The 16,681-nt window shown below is 47.6% G+C and carries 16 protein-coding genes; 11 read left to right on the top strand and 5 right to left on the bottom strand.

All coding sequences use genetic code 11. From position 1 onward, the window contains the following. The first annotated feature begins 8 nt into the window (after positions 1 to 8). The 6 genes from AC6R10_RS12730 (at position 9) to ttcA (ending at position 6,249) form a co-directional block, all read left to right on the top strand. Positions 9 to 2,381, top strand: a complete 2,373-nt coding sequence (locus AC6R10_RS12730) for a heavy metal translocating P-type ATPase (protein WP_500672451.1) — start codon at positions 9 to 11, stop codon at positions 2,379 to 2,381. Next, a complete protein-coding gene (gene ccoS, locus AC6R10_RS12725; RefSeq protein WP_334555356.1) occupies positions 2,382 to 2,549 on the top strand; it encodes a cbb3-type cytochrome oxidase assembly protein CcoS in 168 nt (55 codons plus the stop codon). It abuts the gene before it with no gap. Next, positions 2,546 to 3,220: a sulfite exporter TauE/SafE family protein gene (locus AC6R10_RS12720; protein WP_500672450.1), complete on the top strand. Its 675-nt coding sequence runs from the start codon at positions 2,546 to 2,548 to the stop codon at positions 3,218 to 3,220. The genes ccoS and AC6R10_RS12720 overlap by 4 nt, the downstream gene beginning before the upstream one ends. Positions 3,221 to 3,308: 88 nt before the next feature. After that, entirely contained in the window at positions 3,309 to 4,058 is a 750-nt protein-coding gene (fnr, locus tag AC6R10_RS12715) for a fumarate/nitrate reduction transcriptional regulator Fnr (protein ID WP_334555354.1), read from the top strand. Positions 4,059 to 4,188: 130 nt separating this feature from the next. Further along, positions 4,189 to 5,136: a universal stress protein UspE gene (gene uspE, locus AC6R10_RS12710; protein ID WP_334555353.1), complete on the top strand. Its 948-nt coding sequence runs from the start codon at positions 4,189 to 4,191 to the stop codon at positions 5,134 to 5,136. Positions 5,137 to 5,316: 180 nt separating this feature from the next. After that, positions 5,317 to 6,249 carry a tRNA 2-thiocytidine(32) synthetase TtcA gene (ttcA, locus tag AC6R10_RS12705; RefSeq protein ID WP_500628126.1) on the top strand — a complete coding sequence of 311 codons (933 nt, stop codon included), beginning with the start codon at positions 5,317 to 5,319 and terminating at the stop codon, positions 6,247 to 6,249. 75 nt (positions 6,250 to 6,324) lie between these two features. Here ttcA and AC6R10_RS12700 read toward each other — a convergent pair whose 3' ends face one another. The 3 genes from AC6R10_RS12700 to AC6R10_RS12690 are packed head-to-tail and all read right to left on the bottom strand — an operon-like array spanning position 6,325 to position 8,605. Beyond that, positions 6,325 to 6,984 carry a DUF2987 domain-containing protein gene (locus AC6R10_RS12700; RefSeq protein ID WP_500672449.1) on the bottom strand — a complete coding sequence of 220 codons (660 nt, stop codon included), beginning with the start codon at positions 6,982 to 6,984 and terminating at the stop codon, positions 6,325 to 6,327. A gap of 9 nt (positions 6,985 to 6,993) precedes the next feature. Beyond that, complete coding sequence (locus tag AC6R10_RS12695; protein ID WP_500672448.1) at positions 6,994 to 7,809, bottom strand: glucosaminidase domain-containing protein; 816 nt, start codon at positions 7,807 to 7,809, stop codon at positions 6,994 to 6,996. After that, complete coding sequence (locus tag AC6R10_RS12690) at positions 7,802 to 8,605, bottom strand: hypothetical protein (RefSeq protein WP_500672447.1); 804 nt, start codon at positions 8,603 to 8,605, stop codon at positions 7,802 to 7,804. The genes AC6R10_RS12695 and AC6R10_RS12690 overlap by 8 nt, the downstream gene beginning before the upstream one ends. Before the next feature lie 435 nt (positions 8,606 to 9,040). Between AC6R10_RS12690 and potA the strand changes: the two genes are divergently transcribed. The 5 genes from potA to AC6R10_RS12665 all read left to right on the top strand — a co-directional run bounded on the left by potA (position 9,041) and on the right by AC6R10_RS12665 (position 14,119). Beyond that, entirely contained in the window at positions 9,041 to 10,165 is a 1,125-nt protein-coding gene (potA, locus tag AC6R10_RS12685) for a spermidine/putrescine ABC transporter ATP-binding protein PotA (RefSeq protein WP_500672476.1), read from the top strand. After that, entirely contained in the window at positions 10,146 to 11,006 is an 861-nt protein-coding gene (potB, locus tag AC6R10_RS12680) for a spermidine/putrescine ABC transporter permease PotB (RefSeq protein WP_334555349.1), read from the top strand. The genes potA and potB overlap by 20 nt, the downstream gene beginning before the upstream one ends. After that, on the top strand, positions 11,006 to 11,776 hold the full coding sequence (gene potC, locus AC6R10_RS12675; RefSeq protein ID WP_500672446.1) for a spermidine/putrescine ABC transporter permease PotC: 771 nt from the start codon (positions 11,006 to 11,008) through the stop codon (positions 11,774 to 11,776). The genes potB and potC overlap by 1 nt, the downstream gene beginning before the upstream one ends. Positions 11,777 to 11,873: 97 nt before the next feature. Then, complete coding sequence (locus AC6R10_RS12670; protein ID WP_500672445.1) at positions 11,874 to 12,905, top strand: extracellular solute-binding protein; 1,032 nt, start codon at positions 11,874 to 11,876, stop codon at positions 12,903 to 12,905. A 176-nt stretch (positions 12,906 to 13,081) separates the two neighbouring features. Then, positions 13,082 to 14,119 (top strand): extracellular solute-binding protein, encoded by a 1,038-nt coding sequence (locus AC6R10_RS12665; RefSeq protein WP_500627724.1) that lies wholly within the window; start codon positions 13,082 to 13,084, stop codon positions 14,117 to 14,119. Positions 14,120 to 14,254: 135 nt separating this feature from the next. On the opposite strand, the gene cobB is transcribed toward AC6R10_RS12665, so the two are convergent. After that, complete coding sequence (cobB, locus tag AC6R10_RS12660; RefSeq protein ID WP_334555345.1) at positions 14,255 to 14,992, bottom strand: Sir2 family NAD+-dependent deacetylase; 738 nt, start codon at positions 14,990 to 14,992, stop codon at positions 14,255 to 14,257. A gap of 179 nt (positions 14,993 to 15,171) precedes the next feature. Next, on the bottom strand, positions 15,172 to 16,392 hold the full coding sequence (locus AC6R10_RS12655; protein WP_500672444.1) for an ammonium transporter: 1,221 nt from the start codon (positions 16,390 to 16,392) through the stop codon (positions 15,172 to 15,174). Positions 16,393 to 16,681 lie beyond the last annotated feature (289 nt).

Here is a 16,681-nt window from a genome sequence, read left to right as displayed (position 1 = left end):
GCGTAGCTATGTGTAAATCGTGTTACCACTGTGGTGAAGATGTACCAGACAACACGGATTATAAGGTGGAGATCCTCGGTGAATCTCGCGATATGTGTTGCCCAGGGTGTGAGACGGTCGCCCAAACGATTATTGATAGTGGGCTCGCGTCCTACTATCAATACCGAACAGCGCCTGCAGAAAAAGTCGAACTGGTTCCCGAGCAGCTCAAGGCACTCATTCACTATGACAACGAAGAGGTTCAATCGGAGTTTGTCAGAACCAATGAAGAACATGCAGAGGTGACATTGTCACTCGATGGTGTCTCTTGTGCGGCTTGTGCTTGGCTGATTGAGAAACAAGTTTCGACCCAATCTGGCGTTTTGTCTATTCGTGTCAACACCACGACCAATCGTGCGATACTCGCGTGGGATAAAAGCAAAACTCGACTCAGCGATCTTCTCTCGTCGATTCATCAATTGGGTTACAAAGCTGCGCCATTTGAAGCTGACCAGCAAGAAGCGGCTTACCATCAGCAAATGAAGCAGTACCTCTATCGGTTAGGTATAGCTGGCCTTGCGACCATGCAAGTCATGATGTTGGCAGTGGCGCTCTACCTTGAAGTGTTTGGCGATCTAGAACCCGAGTTTAAACACTACTTTCGCTGGGTAAGCCTTATTTTTGCCACACCGGTTATGCTCTACTCGGCGCTGCCCTTTTACCTAAATGCATGGCGTAGCTTACGCAGTAAAACTCTCGGCATGGATGTCCCCGTCTCTTTGGCGATGATTTTTGCCTACTTTGCCAGTTTGGTGGCGACCATTACAGAGCAAGGTGAAGTTTTCTTTGAATCCATTTCGATGTTTGCGTTTTTCCTTTTGGTTGGCCGCTTTCTTGAAATGCGCGCAAGACGCAAAGCCGCCGCTGCAAGTGGAAACCTGCTTAAATTAATACCTGCAATGGCCACCACGGTTCAAGGTGACCAAATTGCCGTCAGAAGCCTAAAACTCGGCGATCAAATCCGCGTGTTACCCGGTGAGCACATTCCTGCCGATGGCAAGATCATCAAAGGCCGAGTCCACATCGATGAGTCGATGTTAACGGGCGAATCCGTTCCTGTAGTGAAAAATGTCGAGGATTATGTGTACGCCGGTACCCTCAACGGCGAGGAAGCGTTTGAACTTGAGGTGACATCCAGCAAAGCGGACTCGATGATCTCGAAAATTGTACGCCTGCAAGATGAAGCACAGCTTGCGAAACCCAAAATCGCCGAGATAGCCGACGTCGTTGCGCGCTATTTTGTCGCGATTATTTTGGTGATTGCTGCGGTTACCTGGTTCTTTTGGCACCAAGCAAACCCAGACGATGCATTCTGGATCATGTTGTCAGTATTGGTCGCGACCTGTCCTTGCGCTCTCTCTCTCGCGACACCAACGGCGTTGACCTGCGCGACATCTCGCATGGGCAATTTCGGCATACTTCTGCGCAAAAGCCACGTGTTCGAAACGCTGTGTAAAGTGAACCATTTGATCATCGATAAAACCGGTACCTTAACGCATGGTGACATTGAAATTCGTCACGTGACGCTCCATGGAGATATCACTCGTGAAGAAGCGCTCTCTATGGCCGCAGCATTGGAGTCCCACGCCAATCATCCTCTGGCCCGTGCGTTTAAGCCTTATGCGGTTCAGAGCCTGGAGATTCAAGACATCGAGAACGTAATTGGTTCTGGTGTAACCGGTTCGATTGATGGTGCGATTGCGAAAATAGGCAGTGCCTCGTTTGTGATTGGTGAAGGGGCGAGTCCCTCACCTAACTGCATTTACTTATCACTGAATAACGAGCTAGTGGCCACCTTTGAATATCACGACCCGATTCGTAAGGACGCCAAGCCGTTTATTGAGCAGTTTCAGCAAGCGGGCATCAAAGTGACGCTGCTAACGGGTGATTCCCACACCAACGCGACATTGGTCGCCGAGCAAATTGGGATTGAGGATGTAGTCGCAGGAGCCAAGCCTCAAGACAAGCTCGAATTCTTAAACCACGTTGATGCGAATGACGTCACCATGATGATCGGGGATGGCATTAACGATGCCCCTACTCTCGCCGGCGCGCATCTGTCTGTCGCCATGGGTGGTGGTGCCGATGTTGCCAAAGCCTCAGCGGACATGGTGTTGCTTGGTGATCACTTGGAACGAATCCTTGATGCACGCAAACTCGCGCTGCAAACTCGAAAAATCATCCGTGAAAACCTCGCGTGGTCACTGGGCTATAACGTATTGATTTTGCCACTCGCTGTTGCCGGCTTGGTCGCGCCTTATTTTGCTGTGGTTGGTATGTCTGCAAGCTCAATTATTGTAGTATCGAACTCTCTGCGTTTGCTCAAAGAACAGGGTAAGTAAATGGAAAGCTTGTATATCTTAATCCCTATTGCCATCGTACTGGTTTGTGTTGCCGTAGCGGTGTTTCTGTGGGCAGTGAAAAGCGAGCAGTTTGAAGATCTCGAGCGTCAAGGTCACAACATTCTGTTTGACGAAGATGAGTCTGAGCAAAAGAAACGTGAGCCATGATGATTGATTGGTTCGGCGCGTTTGTTATCGGTCTTGTCGGGGCCGGACATTGTATGGGGATGTGTGGTGGTATCGCCTCAATGCTCACCATCGGGCAAACCTCGCCCTCTCGCTGGACGCCCGTTTATTACAATCTTGGTCGATTAATCAGTTACGCACTGCTTGGAGCCATCGTCGGCGGCGCAGTGGCGTCGTTGAGCAAACTGAGCCAAATAAATAGTGTCTTGATATGGCTTCGTTTGCTGGCGGCACTTTTCATGATTTTGCTGGCGTGTTACATCGGAAAATGGTGGCACGGACTGCTGCATATTGAAAAGCTGGGTCAGCAGCTTTGGCGTTTTATCTCTCCAGCGGGCAAATCCCTACTGCCTTTACAATCCCCCTTGCACGCCCTTCCGTTTGGCATGGTCTGGGGATGGCTACCCTGCGGACTTGTCTACTCCACATTGACGTGGTCTGCGGTGTCTGGCAGCGCGCTAAACGGCGCCTTAGTCATGTTGATGTTTGGGCTGGGAACCCTACCCGCGATGCTGGCGGTTGGCATGGGGGCTGAGGCGCTTAAGCGGATTCAAAATTCTTCAGTATTTCGTCAAATTGTTGCGTTTATGCTGTTAATCTACGGCATTTTTACCGGATATGATGCAATATCGATTTTATTAATTAGTTTATAGATACCTGTTTTTATACATTTTTTTCCGCTACCTTTTGCCGCTAATGGGTGCTAAAATATTGATGTATATCAAATAGTGAAAGGTTGTTATGATTTCTGAAAAGCCTGCAACAAAGCGAATTCAGTCCGGTGGTTGTGCGATTCACTGTCAGGACTGTAGTATCAGTCAGCTTTGTATTCCGTTCACTTTGAACGAGTCCGAACTTGACCAGCTTGACCAAATTATCGAACGAAAGAAGCCTATCCAGAAAGGCCAAGAGCTATTTAAAGCGGGTGATGAGCTTAAATCTCTTTACGCAATTCGTTCAGGAACCATTAAGAGCTACACCATTACCGAGCAAGGCGATGAACAAATTACAGCCTTTCACCTAGCCGGTGACCTTGTAGGCTTTGATGCGATTACTGGTGATTGTCACCCAAGTTTCGCTCAAGCGCTTGAGACGTCGATGGTGTGTGAGATCCCTTACGAAATCTTGGACGACCTTTCAGGTAAAATGCCTAAGTTGCGTCAGCAAATCATGCGCCTGATGAGTAATGAAATCAAAGGCGACCAAGACATGATTCTCCTGCTCTCAAAGAAGAACGCAGAAGAGCGTCTCGCTGCTTTCCTATACAACCTTTCAACTCGTTTTTCGCAGCGCGGCTTTAGCCCTCGTGAGTTCCGTTTAACCATGACTCGTGGTGATATTGGTAACTATCTCGGATTGACGGTAGAGACAATCTCGCGTTTGTTAGGCCGTTTCCAAAAGTCTGAAATTCTCAGCGTGAAAGGGAAATACATCACCATCATCGACCACGATGCGCTGATGGATCTGGCGGGCGTTTCAAAAGAATCGTAATCAGTTCAATGATGTAGCTCTATTCTGAGCTACATCATACTTCTTCTACTTTCCGCATTGTTTTCCTAATACTCTCCTCAAAAGTAAGCTACATTAATCTTATAGCCCAACTCTACTCCAAGGAGTAATTATGAGTATTTACAATAAGATTTTAGTGGTTGCCGATATCAATAAAGAAGAACAACCCGCCCTTTCCAGAGCGATGCAGCTTGCCGCGCAGAGCCGTTCACCGAGTCGAGTGACGTTCTTTCTCTCTATCTATGACTTCTCTTATGACATGACCTCAATGCTCTCTTCTGATGAAAGAGATGCAATGCGCCGAGGTGTGATCGGTCAACGCGAGCAATGGATGCAAAAAGTCGCACAGCCCTATTTGAATGACAACGTGGAGTTTGAAGTCAAAGTGGTGTGGCACAACCGTCCATATGAAGCGATTATCGCCGAAGTCTTTTCTGGTGAACACGACATCGTTATTAAAGGTACACGCAAGCATGATGTCTTAGAGTCGGTGATTTTCACCCCAACCGATTGGCATTTGCTGCGTAAATGCCCTTCTCCTGTGTTGCTGGTTAAAAACGAAACATGGCCAGAGGACGCAAGTATTCTCGCCTCCGTGCACGTAGGTTCAGAAAATGACACACACATTGGGTTAAACGATGAAATGGTTGAGCAGCTAAAGAGTTTGTCTGAGCGATTAGGCGCACGTCCGCTGCTTGTTAACGCTTATCCAGTCACACCGGCCAACATTACTATTGAGTTACCAGAGTTTGACCCGACCACCTATACCGATGCTGTTCGCGGCCACCACTTAACAGCGATGAAAGCACTGAGACAAAAACATGGTTTTGATGAAGAGCAAACCATTGTGGAGCAAGGTTTGCCAGAGGACGTTATCCCAGACGCCGCTATCAAAGAGAATGCCGCTATGGTGATTATCGGTACCACTGGACGCACCGGACTCTCAGCCGTGTTTATCGGGAATACCGCTGAACATGTGATTGATAAGATCAATTGCGATGTACTCGCCCTGAAACCCGCTGGTTATATCAGCCCACTCGATCCTAAAACAGCAATCTAATGGACTTGTTCTCCTTCAATAGCCTCACCCTTTGGTGAGGCTATTTTCTTTCCTCTCAAAAGACCGCGGTTTGGACCTCAAGCCGATAAATTATTTTCTGCGCTAACGCTGGCATCTGAGTGATTTATCCGTATCATACGCACTTCATTTGGATTCATGATTGATTAAGACTGCAAGCTGATGACTGAGCAAACTCAAGAGCTAACTAAAGCTCAACAATACAACTTTAATAAGCTGCAAAAGCGTATCCGCCGCAACACCGGCCAAGCCATCCAAGACTTCAATATGATTGAAGACGGTGATCGCATTATGGTTTGCTTATCCGGCGGCAAGGACAGCTTTACTATGCTTGATATTTTGATGAGTTTACAAAAGAGTGCGCCAATCAATTTCCAATTGATTGCGGTCAACCTTGATCAAAAACAGCCTGGCTTCCCTGCACACATCCTGCCAGAGTATTTAGAGTCACTTGGTGTCGAATACAAAATTGTCGAAGAGGATACATACTCTATCGTTCAAGATAAGATCCCTGAAGGCAAGACGACCTGTTCACTCTGTTCACGTTTGCGTCGTGGTATCTTGTATCGCACTGCAAAAGAGTTGGGCGCAACCAAGATTGCCCTTGGCCACCACCGTGATGACATTCTCGAAACACTCTTTTTGAATATGTTCCACGGCGGAAAAATGAAAGGCATGCCACCTAAATTGGTGTCGGATAACGGTGAACACGTGGTGATTCGTCCGCTGGCGTACTGCCGTGAAAAAGACATCATCAAGTATGCAGATTTGCGCGGCTATCCAATTATCCCGTGTAACTTGTGCGGTTCACAGCCAAACTTGCAGCGCCAGAACATCAAACAGATGCTTAATGAGTGGGACAAACGCTTCCCTGGTCGAATCGAAAGCATGTTCCGCGCTATGCAAAATGTGGTACCTAGCCACTTGGCTGACTTTGAACTGTTCGATTTTAAATCCGTTGATAAAGACTCTGGTGTCATCAACGGTGGAGATATTGGCTTCGATAAAGAAGAAATCCCGACTCCAGAGCTTGATGAAGACGATCGTGTACAAGAGTTCGATCCTAGCCTTCAGCTCAATGTGACCAACTTGTAGTCAGGTTTATTCGTCATAAAGAATAAGGGCCGCAGATGCGGCCCTTATTACGTTTAGGTAAAGACGAGCAGATGGCTATTTTGCCTTGGGTAAGTATGGCAACACTCGCGCAGTTTGGGTCGGAAGCGTCATCTTGCCCCCCTCACCAATCTCACTTAACGCCACTTGTACTTTGCCAGCCACAATCGCTTTCTCTGAGCCATTGGAGAACTGAATCACACCATTGAGATCGTTGGGAAACTCCAACGTGATACCTTCGACATCTGGCGTGAACCAGCTAGCGAACATCCCGCCGAGATCAACAAGCATGGCATGCATTTGAGGAAGGAGTACCTCAACCTCTTGGTAAGAGACCTCTCCTTCCATGGGCTGTTTGGTCATGACGACCATAGAGAAATCACAGCGCTGATCTTGCGGGGTGCGCACGAAGACTAATGGATTCGCAGAACGCAGATTGTTATCGAGTGGTACCAAAAGCTCATGGTACTGAGAGGACTTGAGCTCTTCGTAGTGCTGCTCTTTTTCCATCCATGCTTTCTCAATCACGCAATTCCGCTTCGTATCGGCATTGAGAAAAAAGAAGCCGATTTTAACGTCTTCATGCCCCTCTTTGGCGTTTTGCTTCATGTGCGTGTAAAGCTTGGTGTAGGTAAACATGTATTCTTGCGCGGCGACGGGCGTGCACGCCATTGCCGCTGCAAACCCAAGTCCTAGGGCTAACTTTAATCGAGTCATTATCGTTACTTATTGTTTTGTCAGGTTATCTTCCCAGAAGTCCTGATTGTGCATGATCATCGTCTTGATGTCTTTGACATAGTCCTCACCGCGCTCAGAATAGCGCAGCAAGCCATTAGTTAAAGCGATAGCTGCTTCAGTGTCGGTAAGACTTTTATCTTTTACATGTCGTTGGTAACGGATCTCACGCAAGTCTTCATACGCGTGATTACGATTCACATTCATAAAATAGCCATGAATGGACTGCTGGACCGATTTAAACTTGGCAACTTCATGGCTCATATCATCGCCCCGCTTTAGCGGTACCACACCGCACCCTTCGGAGTAACACCATTGACCAAAGTAGTTGTTTGCCTTGCGGGCGAAACGCGACGTGCCCCAAGCTGACTCATTGGCGGCTTGAACCAACACCAGAGATTCCGGCAATACATCGACGCGATGCAACATAGTCTCAAGCCAAGCTTGATCAATGCCGCCTTCTGGAAGCTGGACGTTGTAACGTTCACCCAACTCAGAGGCGTATTGACGATCTTTGGCTGTTAACTGACCCTTTTGAAAACGACGTTGAATGATGTCTAAACGCGAACGCTCTTTTTTGACTCTCTGGTTTTCCAACTCGATACCCGGGCGTAGGTAGTCGAAGAACGCCTGTTTTTTCTCGGAGACATCATCAAAGCGAGTAAAATCTGGCGCTTTACCGACTTTCTTCGCTTGAGAATAGGAAACGCTCACCGCCTCTTCTTGATCCTGTTTCTCGTACTGGTAGTAACTGCAACTGGCAACCAGAGCTGCGATCACTAAAACAAGTAGTTCCGTCTTACGCATTGAAAATTTGTGGGTCGTTGTCATCATCATTCTCATCTGTAGGTTGTTCTTTGGTGACAATTTTTAGCTTAATACCAAACATATTGCGGTACACGATGCCTTTGACGTGGAAGAAAAACGGCAGCACAAAAATGAGGCCGATTCCGTAGAACATCACACCGACGATAAACAGCACCGTTACGACGGAATACAAACCCACTAGTGGGAAAAACTTCTTATTAACGGCGCGCAGCGACAACAGCAGCGATTGCATGGGCGGTACACGCTTCTCACAGATAAGGAGCATAGAGTTGCTAAACGCCAGCGACAAATACATAGAAACAAAGGGCAGAATCATTCCGGCCACGCCTTGAAGGAGCAGGCTAAACAGTGTCGCCATAATAACTGGAATGGTATGTTGTAGCCCTTTGAGCATGTGGCGGGGCTTGGTTGAGAGTCCAGCCGCATGACTCATCGCCATTAAGCTGATCCCGGCATAAATCGGTGCACTGATCACTTCGTAACTAAAGTTGGCGACCATAATCGCACTGAAAATACTGGGGTCGAACTCTGCGGTACCTAAAATCGCATCGAAGATGATAGAAGGATTACCCAGTTGCAATTTTAGAGCGATATAAAAAATCGCCAGTTGCAACGCAATCAAGGCGATGATCGCCGGAGAGAAAGAGACGAAATGTTTCATGGTGTGCTGGCCCGCTTCTTTGAGCACATCCACGACCTTCAGCTCGTAATTTCCGGATAAGGCGCGCTCGATACTGCCGCCAAGGTTGAAGTCTTTTTCAAACTCACTCTTCATTGGAATTCCATCACTGGTCTGCCTGCCATGTTACGCTGGCACACTCACTTTTAGAGAAAAAATTAGCATCATTATACTGAAACATCTCGCACTCTAAAATCAGAACCGTCATTGTTGCCAGTTTTATCAACGATTTGATTGATATTTGAACTTTTTGTGTTTTAAAGTGGGCAACAGGTTGAACAAATCACGGGTCGTAGTCTCGTCCACCCACGTTAGATAACGGGGACTAGTTTCGTTAACAAACATACAGGTCAGACTTCATAAAAATTTTTTCACTTGGAGGCTGATAAATTGCTTTGATTTCACGATTTTGGTGATTATGATTCGCGCCTCTAACTTCACGTTATTTTATGCGCTTTCTCATTAGGGAAATGAATCAATACCCATAGTGATGGCTAGGTACAACGCTATGGTTCTGTTTAAGTAGGAGAAATACAGACGTTGAACAGCAAAAATACAGCAGAACAACCGGTTATACGCTTAGCCGGCATCAGTAAAAGCTTCGATGGTAAAGAAATCATCGGTCACCTAAATCTCGATGTAAATCACGGTGAGTTTTTGACCATTTTAGGCCCTTCAGGCTGTGGTAAAACAACTGTATTACGTATGATTGCGGGCTTCGAGTCTGCAGATAACGGTGACATCATTCTTGATGGTCAAACTATGACTCATGTTCCTGCTGAGCAGCGACACGTCAATACTGTTTTCCAGAGTTATGCCCTCTTCCCGCACATGACGGTGTTTGAGAACGTCGCGTTTGGTTTGCGTATGCAAAAAGTGCCGAGCCAAGACATCGAACCCCGAGTCCTTGAAGCGCTGCGCATGGTCCGTCTAGAAGAGATGGCGCAACGCAAGCCTCACCAGCTTTCCGGTGGCCAGCAGCAGCGTATCGCCATTGCACGCGCGGTGGTCAACAAACCCAAGGTATTGCTGTTAGACGAATCGTTGTCAGCGCTGGACTACAAACTGCGCAAGCAGATGCAAATTGAGCTTAAGCAGCTTCAGCGCAAACTGGGCATCACCTTCATCTTTGTCACCCATGACCAAGAGGAAGCGCTATCGATGTCAGACCGCATTATCGTGATGCGCGATGGCGTCATTGAGCAAGATGGCTCCCCACGTGAGATTTACGAAGAGCCGAAGAACCTATTCGTTGCGCGTTTTATCGGTGAAATTAACGTCTTTCATGCCACCATGATCGAGTGTTTGGACGACAAACGTGTGCGCGCCGAAATTGAAGGCGTCGATAGCGTTGTTTACTTCGAAGGTGAAGCTCAAGCCGGCGACAAGCTACAAGTGATGCTACGCCCTGAAGACTTACGTATCGAAGAGATCAAAGAGTCCGAGCAGCGTGGCATCGTTGGTCACGTCACCGAGCGTACCTATAAAGGGATGACGCTCGACTCCGTGATAGAACTTGAATCAGGTATGCGCGTCATGGTGAGTGAATTCTTCAATGAAGATGACCCGGATGTTGATCACTCTCTCGGTCAAAAAGTTGCCATCACTTGGGTGGAGAGCTGGGAGGTGGTGCTCAATGAAAGCGTCGAAGTTTAATCTTCAAAATGCGATCATCACGCTGATTGTCGGCTGGTTAACACTATTTGTCCTGTTACCCAACCTGATGATCATTGGTACGAGTTTCCTTACGCGTGACGAAGCGAATCTCATCGATCTGACCTTTACTTTAGACAACTACGCGCGCCTATTCGACCCACTGTACGCCAAAGTACTGTGGCATTCGTTCTATATGGCTATCGTCGCCACCTTGATCTGCTTGGTGATTGGCTACCCTTTTGCCTACATCGTGGCAAAGATGCCGGCCAAGTGGCGCCCTATCATGCTGTTTTTGGTCATTGTTCCTTTTTGGACCAACTCGCTGATTCGGACTTACGGGCTAAAAATTGTCTTAGGTACTCAGGGGATTTTAAACAAATCATTGATGGCACTGGAACTTATCGATAAGCCACTACGCATTATGTACACCGAAAGCGCCGTGATGATTGGCCTTGTCTACATCTTGCTTCCGTTTATGATTCTGCCGTTGTATTCGGCTATTGAAAAATTGGACGATACTTACATTGAGGCGGCGAAAGATCTCGGTGCCAACAAACTGCAAATCTTCACGCGTGTCACCTTACCATTGACCATGCCTGGCATTATTGGTGGTTGCTTATTGGTTCTGCTGCCTGCGCTCGGCATGTTCTATATCTCCGATTTGCTCGGTGGTGCGAAGAACTTGCTCATTGGTAACGTGATCAAAAGCCAAGTGCTCAATGCACGTGATTGGCCATTCGGCGCGGCAACCAGTATCGCATTGACCATTGCGATGGCGGTGATGTTGTACGCCTACTATCGAGCAGGAAAACTCTTGAATAAGAAAGTGGAGCTAAGCTGATGGGAAAAACAGTTAGATTTAGCTTTATGAGCGTCGTGTACGGCTTTTTGTACCTGCCTATCATCGTGCTGATCGTTAACTCATTCAATGCCAATAAATTCGGCATGAAGTGGGATGGTTTTACCACCAAGTGGTACGAAACCTTGGTCAACAATGACAGCCTAATGCAAGCTGCGTGGCACTCGATCAACGTGGCGGTATTTTCCGCTACTGCCGCCACCGTGATTGGTAGCCTAACTGCGGTAGCGCTATTTCGCTATAACTTCAAGGGCAAAAACGCGGTTAATGGCATGCTGTTTGTTGTCATGATGTCACCGGATATCGTGATGGCGATTTCGCTGCTTGCCCTATTCTTGGTGCTAGGCGCGCAACTGGGCTTTTTCACTTTGTTGATCGCCCACATTACCTTCTGTCTGCCTTTCGTGGTTGTGACGGTATACAGCCGCTTAAACGGGTTTGATGTAAAAATGCTTGAGGCAGCAAAAGATCTGGGCGCGAGTGAGTGGACGATTTTAAGCAGAATCATCTTACCCTTGGCGAAGCCTGCGGTCGCTGCCGGTTGGCTGCTGAGCTTCACACTATCACTGGACGATGTGATCATCAGCTCCTTTGTCACAGGGCCGACTTATGAAATTCTACCATTGAAGATCTATTCAATGGTGAAGGTGGGCATTTCACCAGAGGTGAATGCTCTTGCAACCGTCATGTTGGTGGTGTCGTTGACACTGGTTATCCTCTCGCAACTGATTGCTCGCGAGAAGGTAGACTGATACCCGTGACTTTGTACGGGACGGCACTCGCCGTCCTGTTTTGTATCGATAATGGCCAGTGTTGCTGGCCTGTACGTTTGGTTTGGAGCTAACGTCAATGAAAAAATGGGCAACTTTAATTACGGCAAGTGCATGCATGTTCTCTCTCTTTTCAGCGCAAACGCGTGCAGAAGACAAAGAATTAGTGTTTATGAACTGGGGGCCGTACATTAACAGCAGTTTGCTTGAGCAGTTCACCAGTGAAACCGGCATTAAAGTGATTTACTCGACGTATGAGTCGAATGAAACACTCTATGCCAAGCTAAAAACGCACAACCAAGGCTACGATTTAGTCGTCCCTTCGACCTACTTCGTCGCAAAAATGCGTGACGAAGGTATGTTGCAGAAAATCGATAAGAGCAAGCTGTTGAATTTTGCTAACTTGGACAAAAACTACCTCAACAAACCTTATGATCTAAACAACGAATACTCGATTCCCCACGTAGTAGCGATCACAGGTCTCGCCGTAAATGAAGACATGTACGATACCAACGACTTTACCAGCTGGGCAGACCTATGGAACCCGGATTTGCAAGGTCAAGTCATGTTGATGGATGACACGCGTGAGGTGTTCCATATCGCTTTACGTAAACTGGGTTACTCAGGCAATACCACTGACCCAGAGCAAATCGACCAAGCGTACGCTGAGCTGCAAAAGCTCATGCCAAACGTCTTAGTCTTTAACTCAGACAACCCAGCAGCGCCTTACTTATCGGGCGAAGTGGGTGTCGGCATGTTGTGGAATGGCAGTGCTGCCGCCGCGCAAAATGAAGGTCTCAACCTTAAACTGGTCTTTCCAAAAGAAGGAGGCATTGGTTGGGTCGATAACTTTGCTATCTCTTCCGGCGCGAAAAACGTAGAAGCTGCGCACAAGATGATCGATTTCTTACTACGCCCTGAAATCGCAGAACAAATCTCGCGTGATACCGGTTACTTAACCGCTGTAGCGGAGTCTAATGCCAAGTTTAAAGATGTGGCGCCGCTCTTCCCATCGCAAGAGGATCTTGACCGAGTGGAATGGCAAGATGCGGTTGGTGACATGACGGTTAAGTACGAAGATTACTTTATGAAGTTGAAAGCGGGTCAATAACCGGTTAACAGACGAAAAGAACAAAATAGGTAGCGGATGCTGCCTATTTTTTTGTTTGGCTGATATACTTTTCGCGTATGGTTTATCTTGTAGATAAATATTATTACTCACTGCACTATCAATAAGATACGTCAGGAACGATGGATCTTGATGGCGCACCAAAAAACGGAAATACAATGAAAAGTAAATTCTATGCAAGCGCCTTGTGCGCAGCGACACTTATCGCTTCCCCTGCTATGGCTGCTGATCAAGAACTCTATTTCTACAACTGGTCGGAATACATTCCGTCTGAAGTTCTTGAAGACTTTACAAAAGAAACTGGGATCAAAGTGATCTACTCAACCTACGAGTCTAACGAAAGCATGTACGCCAAGTTAAAGACTCAAGGTTCAGGTTATGACCTCGTAGTACCGTCTACCTATTTTGTGTCGAAGATGCGCAAGGAAGGCATGCTTCAACAAATCGATAAGACCCAATTGTCGCACTTTGCCGATCTCGACAGTAATTTCTTAAACAAGCCTTTTGACCCAAGCAACAATTACTCGATTCCCTACATTTGGGGCGCGACGGGGATTGGCATCAACTCTGATATGCTAGACCGCTCAACCGTCACCAAGTGGGACGACTTTTGGGATACTAAGTGGGAAGGCCAACTGATGCTGATGGACGATTCACGTGAGGTGTTCCACATCGCCTTAACCAAACTCGGTTACTCACCCAACACCACCAACCCTGACGAAATTGAAGCGGCGTATCAAGAGCTGAAAAAACTAATGCCCAATGTATTGGTATTTAACTCTGACTTCCCCGCTAACCCTTACCTTGCCGGTGAAGTGTCGCTGGGTATGCTCTGGAATGGGTCTGCCTACATGGCTCGTCAAGAAGGCGCATCCATCGACATCATTTGGCCAGAGAAAGGCGCCATTTTTTGGATGGACAGCTTAGCAATTCCAGCAGAAGCGAAAAACATCGAAGCCGCGCACAAGATGATCGATTTCCTACTGCGTCCTGAGAACGCGGCGAAAATCGCCGTTGAAATCGGCTACCCGACCCCCGTCGCCACCGCGCACGACTTGCTACCCGAAGATTTTGCCAACGATCCAAGCATCTTCCCACCACAAGAGGTTATGGAAAGCGGCACATGGCAAGATGAGGTGGGTGAAGCCAGCGTGCTTTACGATGAGTACTTCCAAAAACTCAAAGTGAACAACTAGTCCACGAATGACTCACTCGTATCGATAACCCATCGTCGATAAGAGTATCAAAGTAAAACGGCCACGCAATGTGGCCGTTGTTGTATGTACTGCTCACTTTAAACGTTAACAGTGTTTCAGCTCCTGTCGCGCCAGTTATGCATGTTTGCGTGATGGTGTCTGTAGCGACAAAATCTCATCCACGAGTTTCGGTACCTCAATACTTGCTTTACCGTAGCGTTTTTCTTCAAACTCACTCTCGATAGCGCTTGGCTCTAGATTGATTTCAATCGAATGGGCACCGTGCATTCTTGCATCATGAACAAATCCTGCAGCGGGATACACCACACCGGAAGTGCCAATGGATATAAATAGATCCGACTTTTCCAACGCTTCATAGATGTCACCCATGCGCAGCGGCATTTCGCCAAACCACACAACGTGGGGGCGCATCTGTGACGGGATTTGACAGCAATGACATAAATCACCGGTGTGAATCGGCCCCTGTTCATCGACTACTTGATTGGAGACGCTGCAACGCGCTTTCAGTAGCTCGCCATGCATATGAATGACATTGGTACTGCCACCGCGCTCATGTAAGTTATCGATATTTTGCGTGATGATGGTGACACTGCCTTCCAACTCCTGCTCTAGCCTACCTAGTGCGAGATGGGCGGCGTTAGGTTTAATCGAGTCATCTTGGAGTTTGAGACGGCGTTGATTGTAAAACTCTTGTACTAAGTCTGGATTGCGCGCGAATCCTTCTGGCGTTGCGACATCTTCAATACGGTGGTTTTCCCAAAGGCCATCTTGAGCGCGAAAGGTCTTAATACCAGATTCAGCGGAGATACCTGCGCCAGTCAATACAACGACGTTGCGGTACGGAAACTTCATAGGTCTTCCTTTATTGGTTTTCTTCCTTTGCTGTTAGCTTAGCACTTCATCAATAACAACAATAGGAATAAGGATTAGACCATAGTCGAAGCGTTTAAAACGAGGTGTGGTTTCTGTGATGGATGATCAAAAACGGGGCGCCTAATCGCGCCCCGAGTTCGTTGGATACTGCGCTTTGATCAGTCTTCGTTGGTTGAAGAGATCTTGTGAATCGCCAAATCGGCGCCATTAAACTCATCTTCCTCGGACAAGCGTAATCCGGTCACACTATTGATGATGCCGTAGACAAGCATGGCGCCTACGACCGCAATCACGATACCAGCAATGGTGCCAAGCACTTGAACCGTCAAGCTCACGCCGCCTAAGCCACCGAGTGCGCTTTGGCCAAAGACTCCAGCCGCAATACCACCCCACGCGCCACAAACGCCGTGCAGAGGCCACACGCCGAGTACATCATCGATCTTGGTTTTGTTTTGTAGATAGGTAAAGAGGTAAACGAACAGTGCGCCAGCCACCGCACCAGTAACAAGCGCGCCAATCGGATGCATCAGATCTGAACCGGCACACACCGCAACCAAACCGGCAAGCGGTCCATTGTGGATAAACCCAGGGTCATTTTTACCCGCAATCAAGGCCGCCACAATACCCCCGACCATCGCCATCAGTGAGTTCATCGCCACTAGGCCGCTGATGCCTTCCAGCGTTTGCGCAGACATCACATTAAAACCAAACCAGCCGACACATAGAATCCATGCACCGAGTGCCAAAAATGGGATATTTGAAGGCGCGAAGTTGGTGTGCTTACCTGCGCGAATACGGCCGTTACGCATACCTAGAAACAGTACGGCAACCAAGGCTATCCAACCGCCCACGCCATGCACAACGACAGAGCCTGCAAAGTCATGGAAGCCATAACCAAATTGATTTTCAAACCAAGCTTGAACGCCGTAGTTGCCGTTCCAAATCATACCTTCAAAGATTGGGTAGACCAAACCGACGGTAAAAAACGTCGCAATCAGTACCGGATAGAAACGTGCACGCTCAGCAATGCCGCCAGAGACAATCGCTGGTATGGCCGCCGCAAAGGTGAGAAGGAAGAAGAACTTCACCAGTTCATAACCATTGCCTTGCGATAGGGTCTGCGCATCGGCAAAGAAGTTTGCGCCATAGGCAAGCCAGTAACCAAAGAAAAAGTAAGCGAGGGCTGAAATGCCGAAATCAGCGAGAATCTTGACCAGTGCATTGACTTGGTTTTTGTGGCGCACCGTCCCTACTTCGAGAAAAGCAAAACCCGCGTGCATTAAAAACACCATGATGGCACCCAGCAGCAAAAAAAGGGTATCTGAACTCTGTGTCAGGGTTTGAACGGCTCCGTGTACCTGACTTACATCTAGGCTCATTATTGTCTGTCTCCATGTAGCGCACTTTTTATGTGCGTCGGTTATTTTTTATTCACCAAATTAGTGAAAAATGAATCAGGAAAGCCAGTAAACAATATCTGTGCCAGTATTGAGCAATATGTCAGAGTAAAAATAAGGCATTGATTTTATGTCGATAATAATTCTAAAGCTTGAAGGGAGAGCGACTAAAAGTTAGAGAGATTTAAACCAATGGCACCAACTTGGTGATAACGCACCAATTTAATGCATCCACCAAATCAATAAAGCGCCCCATATTGGAGCGCTATCA

This window comes from Vibrio sp. R12-SG2-ISO1, from assembly GCF_059834045.1.
The sequence above is the reverse complement of the archived record's forward strand: the minus strand, read 5'-3'. Positions and strand labels throughout refer to the sequence as shown.

Excerpts from the sequence above, each read along its gene's own strand:
- AC6R10_RS12730 (WP_500672451.1), top strand. The coding sequence starts at position 9 with ATGTGTAAATCGTGTTACCACTGTGGTGAAGATGTACCAGACAACACG.
- ccoS (WP_334555356.1), top strand. The coding sequence starts at position 2,382 with ATGGAAAGCTTGTATATCTTAATCCCTATTGCCATCGTACTGGTTTGT.
- AC6R10_RS12720 (WP_500672450.1), top strand. The coding sequence starts at position 2,546 with ATGATGATTGATTGGTTCGGCGCGTTTGTTATCGGTCTTGTCGGGGCC.
- fnr (WP_334555354.1), top strand. The coding sequence starts at position 3,309 with ATGATTTCTGAAAAGCCTGCAACAAAGCGAATTCAGTCCGGTGGTTGT.
- uspE (WP_334555353.1), top strand. The coding sequence starts at position 4,189 with ATGAGTATTTACAATAAGATTTTAGTGGTTGCCGATATCAATAAAGAA.
- ttcA (WP_500628126.1), top strand. The coding sequence starts at position 5,317 with ATGACTGAGCAAACTCAAGAGCTAACTAAAGCTCAACAATACAACTTT.
- AC6R10_RS12700 (WP_500672449.1), bottom strand. The coding sequence starts at position 6,984 with ATGACTCGATTAAAGTTAGCCCTAGGACTTGGGTTTGCAGCGGCAATG.
- AC6R10_RS12695 (WP_500672448.1), bottom strand. The coding sequence starts at position 7,809 with ATGCGTAAGACGGAACTACTTGTTTTAGTGATCGCAGCTCTGGTTGCC.
- AC6R10_RS12690 (WP_500672447.1), bottom strand. The coding sequence starts at position 8,605 with ATGAAGAGTGAGTTTGAAAAAGACTTCAACCTTGGCGGCAGTATCGAG.
- potB (WP_334555349.1), top strand. The coding sequence starts at position 10,146 with ATGAAAGCGTCGAAGTTTAATCTTCAAAATGCGATCATCACGCTGATT.
- potC (WP_500672446.1), top strand. The coding sequence starts at position 11,006 with ATGGGAAAAACAGTTAGATTTAGCTTTATGAGCGTCGTGTACGGCTTT.
- AC6R10_RS12670 (WP_500672445.1), top strand. The coding sequence starts at position 11,874 with ATGAAAAAATGGGCAACTTTAATTACGGCAAGTGCATGCATGTTCTCT.
- AC6R10_RS12665 (WP_500627724.1), top strand. The coding sequence starts at position 13,082 with ATGAAAAGTAAATTCTATGCAAGCGCCTTGTGCGCAGCGACACTTATC.
- cobB (WP_334555345.1), bottom strand. The coding sequence starts at position 14,992 with ATGAAGTTTCCGTACCGCAACGTCGTTGTATTGACTGGCGCAGGTATC.
- AC6R10_RS12655 (WP_500672444.1), bottom strand. The coding sequence starts at position 16,392 with ATGAGCCTAGATGTAAGTCAGGTACACGGAGCCGTTCAAACCCTGACA.